This window comes from Microbacterium sp. PI-SA-G, assembly GCF_057215335.1.
Genome location: NZ_CM170103.1, coordinates 619,284 through 633,736 on the forward strand (window position 1 = coordinate 619,284; position 14,453 = coordinate 633,736).

Here is a 14,453-nt window from a genome sequence, read left to right on the forward strand (position 1 = left end):
TCCGCCGAGCCCATCCACGCGCTACTGAGCTGCGCGCTCGAGGATCAGCTCGCGAACGCGCGCGGCGTCGGCCTGGCCCTTCATCGCCTTCATGACCGCTCCGATCACGGCGCCGGCTGCCTGGACCTTGCCGTCCTTGATCTTCGCCATGACGTCCGGCTGCGCGGCGAGTGCCTCGTCGATGGCGGCGATCAGCGCGCCGTCATCCGACACCACGGCGAGGCCTCGCGCGTCGACGACCTCCTGCGGGGTGCCCTCGCCGGCGATGACGCCCTCGAGCACCTGGCGTGCGAGCTTGTCGGTGAGCGTTCCCGCGTCGACCAGCTGCTGCAGCGCCGCGACGTTCTCGGGACTGATCGACCCGGCCGCATCCTTCTCCTGCGCGTTGGCCAGGCGTGTGATCTCGCCCGTCCACCACTTGCGGGCGGCCGCCGGAGACGCGCCGGCGGCGATCGTCGCCTCGACCTCGTCGAGCAGGCCGCCGTTTCGCACGTCCTGGAACTCCAGGTCGGTGAAGCCCCACTCCGTCATCAGCCGGCGGCGGCGCGCGACCGGCTGCTCCGGCAGGGCTGCACGCAGCTCCTCGATCATCTCGAGTGCGGGGCGCACCGGCAGCAGATCGGGCTCCGGGAAGTAGCGGTAGTCGTCCGCGTCGGACTTCGGACGCCCCGGCGAGGTCGTACCGGTGTCCTCGTGCCAGTGCCGGGTCTCCTGCGTGATGGTGCCGCCCTCCGAGAGGATCTGGGCCTGACGCTGGATCTCGTAGCGAACCGCGCGCTCGACGGAGCGCATCGAGTTGACGTTCTTCGTCTCGGTGCGGGTGCCGAGCTTCTCGGCGCCGCGCGGGCGGAGCGAGATGTTCGCGTCGCACCGCAGGTTTCCGCGCTCGAGACGTGCCTCGGAGATGCCGAGTCCGCGCACGATGTCACGAATGGTCTGGACGTACGCCTTGGCGACCTCGGGGGCGCGGTGCTCGGTGCCGGTGATCACCTTGGTGACGATCTCGACCAGCGGAACGCCCGCGCGGTTGTAGTCGACCAGCGAGTACTCGGCACCCTGGATGCGTCCGGTCGCTCCTCCCATATGGGTGAGCTTGCCGGCGTCCTCCTCCATGTGCGCGCGCTCGATCGGGATGGTCACGATCGTGCCGTCCTCGAGCTCGACCTCGACGGAGCCCTCGAAGGCGATCGGCTCGTCGTACTGCGAGATCTGATAGTTCTTGCCCAGGTCGGGGTAGAAATAGTTCTTGCGCGCGAATCGGCTCGATTCCGCGATCGAGCAGCCGAGCGCGAGGCCGAGGCTGATCGACGAACGGATGGCGGTCTCGTTCACCACAGGCATCGCCCCGGGGAGTCCGAGATCGACCGGTGCGATCAGGGTGTTCGGCGCTGCGGCGTGATAGGCCTCGTTCGCGGGGTTCGGAGCGTCGGAGAACATCTTGGTGTTCGTGTTGAGTTCGACGTGCACCTCGAAACCGAGGACCGGCTCGTACAGCTCGAGCGCCCTGTCGAAGTCCATGAGCTTGGCGGTGGCGGCCATCAGCGGGTTCCTCCGTTACTGAGTCCCTGAGCGTGTCGGAGTTCCGGGGCACGGCTCAGGAGCGGAGCGCCCCAGGAATCGACGAGCAGTGCTTCGAGTGCGGCACCCACACGGTAGAGGCGCGCATCCTCCCGCGCCGGTGCCAGGAACTGGATGCCGACGGGCAGCCCGTCCTCGGCGGCGAGGCCGCTGGGGATCGAGATGCCGGGAACGCCGGCGAGGTTCGCCGGGATGGTGGTGATGTCGTTCAGGTACATCTGCAGGGGATCGTCGATCTTCTCGCCGATCTTGAACGCCGTGGTCGGCGCGGTGGGCGTGGCGATCACGTCGACGTCGGCGAAGGCCGCTGTGAAGTCCTGCTGGATGAGCGTGCGGACCTTCTGCGCGCTGCCGTAGTAGGCGTCGTAGTACCCCGCCGAGAGCGCGTAGGTGCCGAGGATGATGCGACGCTTCACCTCGTCGCCAAAACCGGCGTCACGGGTCGCGGACATGACATCCTCGACGGTCGGGTTGCCGGCCGGCGTCACGCGCAGACCGAACCGCACCGAGTCGAACTTCGCCAGGTTGCTGGAGGCCTCGGCCGGGAGGATCAGGTAGTAGGCGGCGACACCGTACTCGAAGTGAGGGGCGTCGATCTCGACGATCTCGGCTCCCTGCGCCTCCATCATCGACAGAGACGCGCGGAACGATGCCGCGACACCCGACTGGAAGCCGCTGTCGGGGAGCTCGCGGATGACTCCGACCTTGAGGCCCTTCAGGACATCTCCCCTGGCACCCTCACGGGCGGCCTCGGCGAAGGACGGCCACTCGTCGCGGAGCGAGGTGGAGTCCTTCGGGTCATGCCCGCCGATCGCGTCGTGCAGCAGGCCGGCGTCGAGGACGGTGCGCGTCACAGGGCCGACCTGGTCGAGACTCGAGGCCAGCGCGATCGCGCCGTAGCGGCTGACGCCTCCGTAGGTCGGCTTCACACCCACCGTGCCGGTGACATGTGCCGGCTGACGGATCGAGCCGCCGGTGTCGGATCCCAGGGCCAGCGGGGCTTCGAAAGCGGCGACAGCAGCCGCCGAGCCGCCGCCCGAGCCGCCGGGGATGCGGTCGAGATCCCACGGGTTCCTGGTCGGTCCGTAGGCCGAGTGCTCAGTGGAGGAACCCATCGCGAACTCGTCCATGTTGGTCTTGCCGAGCGGGATCAGTCCCGCCGCGCGCGAGCGGGCGACCACGGTCGCGTCGTACGGCGAGCGGTAGCCCTCGAGGATCCGCGAGCCGCTCGTCGTCGGCTGATCGTTCGTGACGAGCACGTCCTTGATCGCGAGCGGAACGCCGGCGATCGGGCCGAGCTTCTCACCCGCGGCACGCTGCGCGTCGATCGAAGCGGCAGCCTCGAGCGCATGCTCGTTGATGTGCAGGAAGGCGTGCACGTCGCCGTCGACTGCGGCGATGCGATCGAGATGCGCCCGGGTGGCCTCGACGCTCGAGACCTCGCGCGACTCGAGCTTGGCGGCGAGCTCCGCCGCGGTCAGCCGGATGATGTCGCTCACTGCTCTTCTCCCAGGATCGCGGTCACGCGGAAACGGCCGTCCGCGGCGTCCGGCGCGTTCTGCAGCACCTGTTCGTGGGTGAGCGTCTCGCCGACCTCGTCGGGACGGAAGACGTTGCTCAGCGGAATCGGATGGCTCGTGGCGACGACGTCGGCGGTGGCGACCTCGGACACCTTCGCGATGTTGTCGACGATGGCGTCGAGCTGGCCGGTGAGCCGCGACACCTCGTCGTCGCTCAGCTGGATGCGCGCGAGCACGCCGAGATGACGTACAAGATCAGGGGTGATTTCAGACACGTCGCAAGTCTAGTTGGCGCGTCCGCCCGCCCGTGCTCGCCGCCGGAGCTCGCCCCTAAGCTGGGCTCGTGAGCACCTTCCAGCCTCCTCGTCCGTGGGTCGCCAGCTACGCCGCCGGGGTGCCGGAGGACCTCGACCCGGTCACCGGCTCCCTCATCGACATCGTCGCAGCCTCAGCGCGGGACTACCCCGACGCGCCCGCGCTGCAGTTCTTCGAACGGGAGACGAGCTACGCGCAGCTGCAGGACGCCATCGAGCGCGCGGCCACCGGGCTCCGCGACCTGGGCGTGCGAGCGGGCGATCCCGTCGCGATCGTGCTGCCGAACTGCCCGCAGCACATCATCGCGTTCTATGCGGTGCTGCGCCTCGGCGCCGTCGTCGTGGAGCACAATCCGCTGTACACGCCGCGGGAGCTGCGCAAGCAGTTCGAGGACCACGGCGCGAAGCACGCGATCGTGTGGAACAAGGTCGTCGCGACCCTGCAGGAGTTCCCCGCCGACCTCGCCGTCGCCTCCCTTGTCTCCGTCGACATCACCCGCGCCATGCCCTTCCTCACCCGCGCGGCTCTGCGTCTGCCTGTGGCGAAGGCGCGCGAGTCGCGGGCGGCCCTCACCGAGAAGGTGCGCGGGACGGTGCCGTGGGAGACCCTCGTCGCGGCTTCTCCGCTGCCCGCCGGTTACCCGTCGCCGTCGACCGACGACCTCGCCATCATCCAGTACACCTCGGGGACGACGGGCACGCCGAAGGGCGCCGCGCTGACCCACCGCAACCTGCTCTCGAACGCGGCGCAGTCCCGAGCCTGGGTCCCCTCGATCCACCGCGGCGAGGGATGCGTCGTCTACGCCGTGCTGCCGATGTTCCATGCCTACGGGCTCACGCTCTGCCTCACGTTCGCGATGTCGATGGGCGCCCGTCTGGTGCTGTTCCCGAAGTTCGATCCCGATCTGGTGCTGGCCGTCATGAAGAAGCATCCGGCGACCTTCCTGCCTCTCGTGCCGCCGATCGCGGATCGGCTGCTGTCCGCCGCGACGGCGAAGGGCGTGTCGCTGGCCGGTGTGGAGGTGGCGATCTCGGGTGCGATGGCGCTGCCGCACGAGTTGGTCGTCCCGTTCGAGGCTGCGACGAACGGCTATCTCGTCGAGGGATACGGACTGAGCGAGTGCTCCCCCGTGCTCATGGCCAACCCGGTCGCCGAGCATCGGGTGCCCGGGACCGTCGGGCTGCCGATTCCCGGTACCGAGTGCCGCGTCGTCGATCCGGAGAACCCGACGCAGGATGTCGCGGACGGCGCCCCCGGTGAGTTGCTCGTGCGCGGACCGCAGGTGTTCTCGGGGTACTACGGCAAGCCCGAGGAGACCGAAGCGGTGTTCGTCGACGGATGGTTCCGCACCGGCGACATCGTCACGATCGATGCCGCGGGGTTCGTCCGCATCGTCGATCGCATCAAAGAGCTCATCATCACGGGTGGCTTCAACGTCGCGCCCACCGAGGTCGAGAGCGTGCTGCGGCAGCACCCGCGCGTCGTGGATGCCGCCGTCGTGGGGCTGCCGAGCGATCACTCGGGCGAAGAGGTCGTCGCGGCGATCGTCGTCGACGGAGAAGGCGACGTCGACGTCGAGGCCATCCGCGAGTACAGCCGCACGATCCTCACCCCGTACAAGGTGCCGCGGCGGATCTTCGTGGTCGACGAACTGCCGAAGTCCCTCATCGGCAAGGTGCTCCGACGCCAGGTGAAAGAGAAGCTCGTCGCCCTCACGACCGACGGCTGAGGCGTGCCTCACAGGCACGACGCGGCCAGGGGCGCTACCCTTGGTCAGTGACTCCTGAAGATGCAGTGCTGACCGACGCCCCCGACGAATCCCCCGCGACCCCCGGATTCGAGGAGCTCGGCATCACCGGGCCCGTCCTCAAGGCGATCCGTGATCTCGGATACGAGACCCCCTCCCCCATCCAGGCCGCGACGATTCCGACGCTGCTCGCCGGCCGCGACGTCGTGGGCCAGGCGCAGACCGGCACGGGCAAGACCGCCGCCTTCGCGCTTCCCGTCCTCGAACGCCTCGACGTGTCGCAGAAGTCGCCGCAGGCGCTCGTTCTCGCACCGACCCGTGAGCTTGCGCTCCAGGTGTGCGAGGCCTTCGAGTCGTACGCCTCGAAGATGAAGGGCGTCCACGTCCTTCCCGTCTACGGCGGCCAGGGCTATGGCGTTCAGCTGTCGGCTCTCCGCCGCGGCGTGCATGTGATCGTCGGCACGCCCGGTCGCATCATGGACCACCTCGCCAAGGGCACCCTCGACCTGTCGGAGCTGAAGTACCTCGTGCTCGACGAGGCCGACGAGATGCTGAAGATGGGCTTCGCGGAGGACGTGGAGCAGATCCTTGCGCAGACGCCGTCGACGAAGCAGGTCGCGCTGTTCTCCGCGACCATGCCCCCGCAGATCCGACGCCTGGCGCAGAAGTACCTGAGCGACCCCGAAGAGATCAGCATCAAGTCGAAGACCGCCACCGGAACCAACATCACCCAGCGGTACCTCGTCGTCTCGTACCAGCAGAAGGTCGATGCGCTGACCCGCATCCTCGAGGTCGAGAACTTCGACGGCATGATCGTGTTCGTCCGCACCAAGAACGAGACCGAGACCCTCGCCGAGAAGCTCCGCGCCCGCGGCTACTCCGCGACAGCGATCAACGGTGACGTGGCGCAGGTGCAGCGCGAGCGCAGCGTCAACCAGCTCAAGGCCGGCAAGCTCGACATCCTCGTCGCGACCGACGTCGCGGCCCGAGGTCTCGACGTGGAGCGCATCAGCCACGTCATCAACTTCGACATCCCGACCGACACCGAGTCCTACGTGCATCGCATCGGCCGCACGGGTCGCGCCGGCCGCTCGGGTGACGCCATCAGCTTCATCACCCCGCGCGAGCGCTACCTGCTCAAGCACATCGAGAAGGCCACGCGTCAGCAGCCGACTCAGATGCAGCTGCCGAGCATGGACGACGTGAACACCACGCGTCTGGCCCGGTTCGACGACGCGATCACCGCGGCGCTGGGTGACTCGGCCCGGGTCGAGAAGTTCCGCGACGTCATCTCTCACTACGTGCGTAACCACGACGTTCCCGAGACGGATGTCGCGGCGGCACTCGCCATCGTCGCGCAGGGCGACACACCGCTGCTGCTCGACCCGGCCGACGACCCGCTGTCGAGGGCCGTCGAGGCCGACAACCGTCCCGCGCGCGAGCGCGCGGACCGTGGCCCCCGTGAGACGCGCGAGCCGCGCACGGAGCGTCGTGGGCGTGGCGACTACACCGCCTACCGCATCGAGGTCGGTCGGCGCCATCGCGTCGAGCCGCGTCAGATCGTGGGCGCGCTCGCCAACGAGGGTGGGCTCGGACGTGATGACTTCGGCGTGATCAACATCCGTCCCGACTTCTCGACCGTCGAGCTGCCGTCGAGCCTCAGCCCGTCAGTGCTCGAGAAGCTGCGCGACACGCGCATCTCCGGTCGACTGATCGAGATCAAGCCGGATCGCGGTCCGGTCGGCCGTCGCGACCGCGACGAGCGTCCTGCACGCACCGATCACGACGACCGTCCGGCGCGCACCGACCGCGACGAGAAGCCGTTCCGCAAGCCGCGCCACAAGGCCTGATCGTCTGAACGCTCGTTCGTGCCGTCTTCCGCGGCACGGACGAGCGTTTCTCTTTGCCGGCACTGGATGCGGGACCTTGCGTCGCGTCGCACAGACAGCGCGACGTGGTCTAGGTGGAGGTGCGAGCCATCCGCGCAGCGATGTCGATCAGCGGCTCGGGGTGTGCGAGAAGTGCGCGCTGTGCGGGCACGTCGATCAGGTGCGCCAGCAGGCGATGCGCACCTGTCACTGTCGGATTCCAGTACCCGCCGACGTGGTGCCGACTCAGCGGCGAGATGCGCGATTCGCCGTCGACGGTGAGCGTGACGTGACCGTCGTCGGGGTCGGCGCCGAGGTCCGACAGCACCAGCACCGTGAGCGCTCCCAAGGCGAGGGTACTGACGAGTCCGGGCAGGCGGAACCGCGTGGTGGGCACGTCGAGGGTGATTCCCTCGACGCTCTCCCAGGCGACGATGCCGCGATTCTCGGTCCCCGCGCGAAGGATCACCGCTTCCGGCGTCAGCCTGAGGTGGTTCCGGCCTGGGTCGCCGACAGCCAGAGCGTTCGGAACAGCGATCAGCGGACCATAGCGCCTCACGACTCGTCAGGTGCAGCGGCGTCCAAGGCTCCGGGCCCCTGGGTGACGAGCACGTGGAACTGGGCAGCGTCGAGGATGCGCAGCCCCAACTCCTCCGCCTTGGCCAGCTTGGAGCCGGCACCGGGGCCAGCCGCGACGAAGTCGGTCTTCTTCGAGACGCTCGACGCCGCCTTGCCGCCCGCGCGGATGATGGCCTCCTGGGCACCGTCGCGGGTGTATCCCTCGAGCGACCCGGTCGCCACGACCGTGAGCCCTCCGAGCACACCGCCTTCGACGACGGCGGCACCCGGCCCCGGGTGCCCGGGCGTCGCCCACTGCACTCCCGCGTCGGCCCAGGCCTGGATGATCTCCTGATGCCAGTCCACCTCGAACCAGTCGAGCAGCGAATCGGCGATGATGCCGCCCACGCCCTCGACGGCGGCGAGCTCTTCGCGAGATGCCGCTCGGATCGCGTCGAGCGAGCCGAACCACTGCGCGAGTGCTCGGGCGGCGACCGGACCCACGTGACGGATGTTCAGGGAGACCAGCAGTCGCCACAACTCCTTGGTCTTGGCCTTCTCGAGCTCGGCGATCAGCGTGAGCGCCTGCGATGAAGGCTGCGGGCCGTGCCGACCGTTCTTCTTCTCCGCCGCCGAGGCGTTGCGACGGAACGGTGCTCGCGTCTTGACCAGACCGTCGTCGTCTTCCTTCGGCAGCCCCGTCTCGGCGTCGCGCACGACGACCTCGATCGGAACGATCTGCTCGAGGGTCAACGCGAACAGACCGGCCTCCGTGACCAACGGCGGCACCTCGGGCGTGGTCGGCTGGGTCAGCGCGGCGGCGGTCACCTCACCGAGCGCTTCGACGTCGAGGGCTCCGCGCGAGCCGATGTGCTCCACGCGTCCTCGGACCTGCGCCGGGCAGGAGCGCGCGTTCGGGCAGCGAAGGTCGATGTCGCCCTCCTTCATCGCGCGCAGGGGTGTGCCGCATTCCGGGCATTCGGTCGGCATCACGAATTCGCGCTCGGTGCCGTCTCGTCGCTCCACCACCGGCCCGAGGACCTCGGGGATGACGTCGCCGGCCTTGCGCAGCACGACGGTGTCGCCGATGAGTACGCCCTTGGCCTTGACCACGTCTTTGTTATGCAGCGTGGCCTGGCGGACCACCGACCCCGCCACATGTGCGGGCGCCATCACGGCGAACGGTGTCGCGCGTCCGGTGCGGCCGACCGAGACGACGATGTCGAGCAACGTCGTCTGCACCTCTTCGGGCGGGTACTTGTAGGCGATCGCCCATCGCGGGGCTCGGCTGGTCGCGCCCAGCTCGTCGTGCAGCGCGAGTTCGTCGACCTTGACGACGATGCCGTCGAGCTCGTGCTCGATGTCGTGGCGGTGCTCGCCGAAGTACTCGACGAACGCCGACACCTCGTCGATGTCATGGCACACCTTCGTGTGCGGGCTGGTGGGCAGCCCCCACTCCGAGAGCAGCTCGTACACCTCGCTCTGCGCACCTACCGGGGGGTTCTCCCAGGCGCCGATCCCGTGCACGTAGAGCGCGAGCGATTCGATGCGCAGAAGTCCCGCCTCGAGCTCGAGTCCGTCCTTCTTGTCGATCTGCTGACGGAGACCGCCGCTGGCTGCGTTGCGGGGGTTCGCGAAGGCGGGAAAACGGCGCGCCGCGGCGGTGCGAGCCTTCTCGTCGTCGAAGGGCTTCTTCGCTCCCCCTCCGCGAGACTCCCAACGAGCCAGGGCATCGGCATAGGCGCGCTCGCGGAACTCCGCCTGCGCGGCGTTCAGCCTCTCGAAGGCGGCGACAGGGATGAAGACCTCGCCGCGTACCTCGACGATCGGCGGGTGCCCCTCACCGTCGAGGTGCTCCGGAATCTCGGGCAGCCGCAGAGCGTTCTCGGTGACGATCTCACCCACACGACCGTCTCCGCGCGTGGCTGCGGAGGTGAGGCGGCCGTTCTCATAGCGCAGGTTGATGGCGAGTCCGTCGATCTTGAGCTCGGTGAGCCAGGCGACGTCGCGCCCGGCAGAGGCGCGCGTCTTGACGGCCCAATCGCGGAGTTCGTCGATCGAGAACACGTTGTCGAGGCTCAGCATCCGCTCGGCGTGCTCGATGGTCGCCAGTCCCGTCGCCTCGGCGGCGCCCACCATCTGCGTGGGCGAATCCTGCCCCTGCACTTCCGGGTGCAGGCGCTCGAGCTCCTCGAGGCGGTGCATCCAGCCGTCGTACGTGGCGTCGTCGACGAGCGAGGTGTCGCGACCGTAGTACGCGTCCTTTGCTCCGAGGATGCGCGTCGTCAGCGCCTCGGCTTCGATTCGGGCGTCTTCCAGCGAGATGTTCTCCGGCACCCCGTCAGTCTACGAGCGGCGTCCGACATCGACCGAGTCCCGGTCAGACGGTGGCCGGCACCGCCGAGACCGTGCGATCGATCGTGAACTGGCCGAGGACGCGTGTCGCGACATAGAGCACCGCCGTCTGTCCGGGCGCGACGCCGTCGAGCGGCTGTTCCGGCACGACCCGCACGCCGTCGGCCGACGCGAAAGCGGTGGCGGCCACGGGCTCCGCATGCGCGCGGATCTGCACCTCGCACGAGAACTCCGCCTCCGTCGGCGCGGCGCCGGCCCAACTGAAACGCTCTCCCGAGATCTCGCCGATGGCGAGGGCTTCCTTCGGACCCACCACGACGGTGTTCGACACCGGACGCACCTCGAGCACAAAGCGCGGCTTGCCGTCGGCTGCGGGCACACCGAGCTTGAGCCCCCGCCGCTGTCCGACGGTGAATCCGTGCGCGCCCTCGTGTGAGCCCACGACGGCGCCGGAGCGATCGACGATCTCTCCCGTGGCCGTGCCGACCTTCTCGGCCAGCCAGCCGCGCGTGTCGCCGTCGGGGATGAAGCAGATGTCGTGACTGTCGGGCTTCTGCGCCACGGTGAGGCCGCGTTCAGCGGCTTCGGCGCGCACGACCGCCTTCGATGGCGTCGTGCCCAGGGGGAAGTAGGTGTGCGCGAGCTGCTCCGCCGTGAGCACGCCGAGGACGTATGACTGGTCCTTGGCGTTGTCCGCGGCTCGATGCAGCTCGAGACCGTGCTCGCCGTCGATCAGCGTGGCGTAGTGCCCGGTGCAGACGGCGTCGAAGCCGAGTTCGATCGCGCGCTCGAGCAATGCGGCGAACTTGATCTTCTCGTTGCACCGCATGCAGGGGTTGGGTGTGCGTCCGGCCTGGTACTCGGCGACGAAGTCGTCGATCACGTCGTCGCGGAAGCGCTCCGAGAAGTCCCACACGTAGAACGGGATGCCGAGTCGATCCGACGCCCGGCGCGCGTCCATGGCGTCTTCGATGGTGCAGCACCCACGGCTGCCCGTCCGAAGCGTTCCTCCGGCACGCGAGAGCGCCAAGTGAACGCCGACCACCTCGTGCCCGGCGTCGACGGCACGGGCGGCCGCGACCGCAGAGTCCACGCCACCGCTCATGGCCGCCAGAATACGCATGAAGCCAGTCTACGAGCGCGCGGCTGTGCCGGACCCGGATGCCCGCAGGTAGACGTCCGAGATCGACGCGAGCACGGCGTCGACGTCAGCGTCGGTCGAGGTGCGTCCGAGCGTGAAACGCAGCACGCTGCGTGCATCCGCGGCGGAGCGGCCCATCGCGATCACGACGTGCGAGGGCTCGGCGACCCCCGCCTGACAAGCCGACCCTGTCGACGCCGCGACGCCGACGGTGTCGAACAGGAACAGCAGGCTCTCTCCCACGGCGCCCGGAAAGAGGAAGTGCGCGTTGCCGGGCAGCCGATCGACAGGGTCCCCGAGCAGCACAGCCTCGGGAACGCGGGTGCGGATGCCGGGGATGAGGCGGTCGCGCAGGACCGCGAGGCGGGCGGTCTCCGACTCCCGCTCGATCTCGGCCAGCTCGAGCGCGGTCGCGAATGCCACGGCGCCCGGGACATCCTGGGTTCCGGCCCGGAGTCCGCGCTGCTGAGCACCACCGCGCAGCATCGCCTCCAGACGCGCCGTACGGGCCACGACGAGCGCGCCCACCCCGACAGGAGCGCCGATCTTGTGGCCGGCCACACTCAAGGCGACGAGCCCTGCACCCGCTCGCGCCCCGCCCCGCAGGCGCCGGAACGACAGCGGAAGATGGCCCAGCGCGGCGACGGCATCGAGGTGCAGAGGAACACCAGCGTCTGCGGCCGCAGCGGCGAGGGCGCCGGCATCGTTGACCGTGCCGACCTCGTTGTTGGCCACCAGCGCCGTGGCCAGAGCTGCGCCCGGCAACGCCTCGGCGAACGCGGAGGGATCGATGCGTGCCTGGTCCGTGACCGCCACGCGGCGCACGGTCGCTCCGTGTCCGGCGATGGCCGCGACCGTGTCCATGGTCGCGTGGTGCTCCGCGTCCGGCAGGACGATGGCCTCGCTCCCCTCGCCTCTGGCGTTCCAGAGCCCTTGGAGGGCGAGGTTGATCGCCTCAGTTCCCCCCGAGGTGAAGACGACCTCGATCGGGTCGGCGTCGAGCACGGCGGCAGCACGCTCGCGCGCTTCCTCCAGCACCCTCCGAGCATCCTGCCCCGCACCGTGGGTGGACGAGGCATTGCCCACGGTGTCCGACGCGGCGAGCCACGCATCGCGGACTTCGGCGCGCAGCGGCGTGGTGGCCGCGTGATCGAGGTAGTGCCGCATTCCTCCATGTTCTCGCATCTGGCGCCCCCCAGGTCGCGGGGAACTGGGAGCACGCTGTCCGGACAGGCCCAGAGCGCCCTCTAGTGTGTATTCATGCCCGCGACTCGAGACTTCACTGCGCCCGGCGGTACGTCCCTCGACAACCTCGGTGTCCGCCTGCACGACGGCGTCGGGACCCTGCGTGTGTGGTCCCAGAACGCGTCATCGGTCGAGCTGATCGTCTTCGACTCGACCGACCTCGACTGGGCCGTCGACCAGGTCGGCCTCTCCCGCCTCCCCGGGGGAATCTGGGAGGTCACCACTCCCCTGCTCCAGGCAGGAACGCGGTACGCCATCCGCGTCGGTGGTCCGCACGGCCCCGGCAACACCTTCAACCCCGAGACCATGCTGCTCGACCCCTATGCGCGGGGGCTGGCGCAGGGCGACGGCTACGAGGAGTGGCGCAGCGTCGTGATCGTCGACGGGTTCGACTGGGGTGACTCGACCAAGCCGCGCGTTCCTCTGGACCGCACGATCATCTACGAGGGTCATCTCAAAGGTCTGAGCAAACGCCACCCGGGGGTTCCACCCGCGCTGCACGGCACCTACGCGGGTCTCGCGCATCCGGCCATGATCGAGCACTTCCACTCACTGGGCATCACCTCAGTCGAGCTGCTCCCGGTGCACGCGTTCGTTCCGGAGCCGCGCCTGCTCGAGCGCGGGCTCACCAACTACTGGGGCTACAACACCCTCAACTTCTTCACCCCCCACACCGCCTACGCGACCGAGGCGGCCCGACGGGGCGGTCCGGAGGCCGTTCTCGCAGAGTTCAAGGGAATGGTGCGTCTGCTCCACGAAGCGGGACTCGAGGTGATCCTCGACGTGGTCTACAACCACACCTCCGAGGAGGGCATCGGCGGGCCCCGCTCGAGTCTGCGCGGCATCGACAACTCCGGTTACTACCGCCAGGATCCGTCCGGCGTCTACATCGACACGACCGGCTGCGGCAACACGCTCGACACGTCAACCGATGCCGGAGCGCGTCTGGTCCTCGACTCGCTGCGCTACTGGGCCCAGGAGATGCAGATCGACGGTTTCCGGTTCGACCTCGCGACGGCGCTCGCGCGCGACGCGGCGCACACCTACACGCCCGAGCACCCGCTGCTCACCGCCATCGCGGCGGACCCGGTCCTACGCGACACCAAGCTCATCGCCGAACCGTGGGATGTGGGTCTCGGCGGCTGGCAGACCGGGAATTTCCCATCGGGCTGGCATGAATGGAACGACCGCTACCGCGACCGGGTCCGCAACTTCTGGCTCAGCGACATCGACTACGCGCGCCGTGCGTCCGCGCCCGTCGGCATCGGCGGTTTCGCCCCACGCCTCGCGGGATCGTCGAACACCTTCGCCGACGAACGCGGCCCTCTCGCCAGCGTGAACTTCGTCACCGCGCACGACGGCTTCACGCTGCATGACCTGGTGTCGTACGACGTCAAGCACAACGAGGCGAACGGCGAACACAATCGCGACGGCGCCGACACCAACCGCGCGTTCAATCACGGACTCGAGGGCCCGACCGACGATCCGGCGATCGTGGCGGCGCGCCGCAAGGCGATGCGAAATCTGCTCGGAACGCTCCTGCTCTCGGCGGGAATCCCGATGCTCACCGCGGGCGACGAGGTCGGCCGGACGCAGCGGGGCAACAACAACGCGTATGCGCAGGACTCGGCACTCACCTGGCTCGGCTGGGACCTCGAACCGTGGCAGCAGGACCTCCGCGCCCATGTGGCCCGCCTGATCCGCCTGCGCGACGAGAATCCCGCGCTGCGCCCCAGCAGATACGCACGTCTGGGCGAGCACATCCCCAACGCCTCGGTCATGGACTGGTTCGACCAGAACGGCGAGACCATGGAGAGCGGTCAGTGGAACGACCCCAGCAATCGCACGTTGCAGTACGTCGCCGCGTCGACGCCCGAGAACGAGGCGTTCAATCGAATCCTCCTCATCGTGCACGGCACGGAGTCGCCGATCGACGTGCGTCTTCCCGACCGGATCGACGACGCGACGAGATTCGTGTCGCTCTGGTCGAGCGCTGACGACCGCCCGTCCGATGACGCCGTCGTGCACGCGCCGGGAGACGTGCTCCCCATCCCGGGCACGTCGATGCACCTCTTCCGCGTTGAATGATGCGGGTGCCGACGCACCCTGTCAAGACGTTTTCTGCA

At 68.9% G+C, this 14,453-nt stretch carries 10 protein-coding genes; 3 read left to right on the forward strand and 7 right to left on the reverse strand.

Translation table 11 applies throughout. The features are described from left to right. Window positions 1-21 precede the first annotated feature (21 nt). The 3 genes from gatB to gatC are packed head-to-tail and all read right to left on the reverse strand — an operon-like array spanning window position 22 to window position 3,373. Window positions 22-1,539, reverse strand: coding sequence for an Asp-tRNA(Asn)/Glu-tRNA(Gln) amidotransferase subunit GatB (gene gatB, locus AC2D10_RS03205; protein WP_484710416.1), 1,518 nt, complete (start codon window positions 1,537-1,539; stop codon window positions 22-24). After that, window positions 1,539-3,077 (reverse strand): Asp-tRNA(Asn)/Glu-tRNA(Gln) amidotransferase subunit GatA, encoded by a 1,539-nt coding sequence (gene gatA, locus AC2D10_RS03210; RefSeq protein ID WP_484710417.1) that lies wholly within the window; start codon window positions 3,075-3,077, stop codon window positions 1,539-1,541. Before gatA ends, gatB begins: the two co-directional genes overlap by 1 nt. Next, window positions 3,074-3,373, reverse strand: coding sequence for an Asp-tRNA(Asn)/Glu-tRNA(Gln) amidotransferase subunit GatC (gatC, locus tag AC2D10_RS03215; protein ID WP_484710418.1), 300 nt, complete (start codon window positions 3,371-3,373; stop codon window positions 3,074-3,076). Before gatC ends, gatA begins: the two co-directional genes overlap by 4 nt. 68 nt (window positions 3,374-3,441) lie before the next feature. Between gatC and AC2D10_RS03220 the strand changes: the two genes are divergently transcribed. Together AC2D10_RS03220 and AC2D10_RS03225 are read left to right on the forward strand one after the other, a co-directional pair. Continuing rightward, a complete protein-coding gene (locus AC2D10_RS03220; protein WP_484710419.1) occupies window positions 3,442-5,142 on the forward strand; it encodes a long-chain-fatty-acid--CoA ligase in 1,701 nt (566 codons plus the stop codon). A 65-nt stretch (window positions 5,143-5,207) separates the two neighbouring features. Further along, window positions 5,208-7,010, forward strand: coding sequence for a DEAD/DEAH box helicase (locus tag AC2D10_RS03225; RefSeq protein ID WP_484711796.1), 1,803 nt, complete (start codon window positions 5,208-5,210; stop codon window positions 7,008-7,010). 109 nt (window positions 7,011-7,119) lie between these two features. Here AC2D10_RS03225 and AC2D10_RS03230 read toward each other — a convergent pair whose 3' ends face one another. From AC2D10_RS03230 to AC2D10_RS03245, 4 genes are all read right to left on the reverse strand, one after another. Continuing rightward, complete coding sequence (locus AC2D10_RS03230) at window positions 7,120-7,497, reverse strand: hypothetical protein (RefSeq protein ID WP_484710420.1); 378 nt, start codon at window positions 7,495-7,497, stop codon at window positions 7,120-7,122. An 86-nt stretch (window positions 7,498-7,583) separates the two neighbouring features. Then, the gene (gene ligA / locus AC2D10_RS03235) at window positions 7,584-9,923 is read right to left on the reverse strand and encodes an NAD-dependent DNA ligase LigA (RefSeq protein WP_484710421.1); all 2,340 of its coding nucleotides are present in this window, start codon (window positions 9,921-9,923) and stop codon (window positions 7,584-7,586) included. A gap of 43 nt (window positions 9,924-9,966) precedes the next feature. Further along, window positions 9,967-11,064: a tRNA 2-thiouridine(34) synthase MnmA gene (gene mnmA, locus AC2D10_RS03240; protein WP_484710422.1), complete on the reverse strand. Its 1,098-nt coding sequence runs from the start codon at window positions 11,062-11,064 to the stop codon at window positions 9,967-9,969. A 9-nt stretch (window positions 11,065-11,073) separates the two neighbouring features. Next, on the reverse strand, window positions 11,074-12,249 hold the full coding sequence (locus AC2D10_RS03245) for a cysteine desulfurase family protein (RefSeq protein WP_484710423.1): 1,176 nt from the start codon (window positions 12,247-12,249) through the stop codon (window positions 11,074-11,076). A 93-nt stretch (window positions 12,250-12,342) separates the two neighbouring features. Between AC2D10_RS03245 and glgX the strand changes: the two genes are divergently transcribed. After that, window positions 12,343-14,415 carry a glycogen debranching protein GlgX gene (glgX, locus tag AC2D10_RS03250; RefSeq protein ID WP_484710424.1) on the forward strand — a complete coding sequence of 691 codons (2,073 nt, stop codon included), beginning with the start codon at window positions 12,343-12,345 and terminating at the stop codon, window positions 14,413-14,415. Window positions 14,416-14,453 lie beyond the last annotated feature (38 nt).

What these genes read in the sequence shown, in the direction of transcription:
- gatB (WP_484710416.1), bottom strand. Translation starts at nt 1,539, where the DNA reads ATGGCCGCCACCGCCAAGCTCATGGACTTCGACAGGGCGCTCGAGCTG.
- mnmA (WP_484710422.1), bottom strand. Translation starts at nt 11,064, where the DNA reads ATGCGTATTCTGGCGGCCATGAGCGGTGGCGTGGACTCTGCGGTCGCG.
- AC2D10_RS03245 (WP_484710423.1), bottom strand. Translation starts at nt 12,249, where the DNA reads ATGCGGCACTACCTCGATCACGCGGCCACCACGCCGCTGCGCGCCGAA.
- glgX (WP_484710424.1), top strand. Translation starts at nt 12,343, where the DNA reads ATGCCCGCGACTCGAGACTTCACTGCGCCCGGCGGTACGTCCCTCGAC.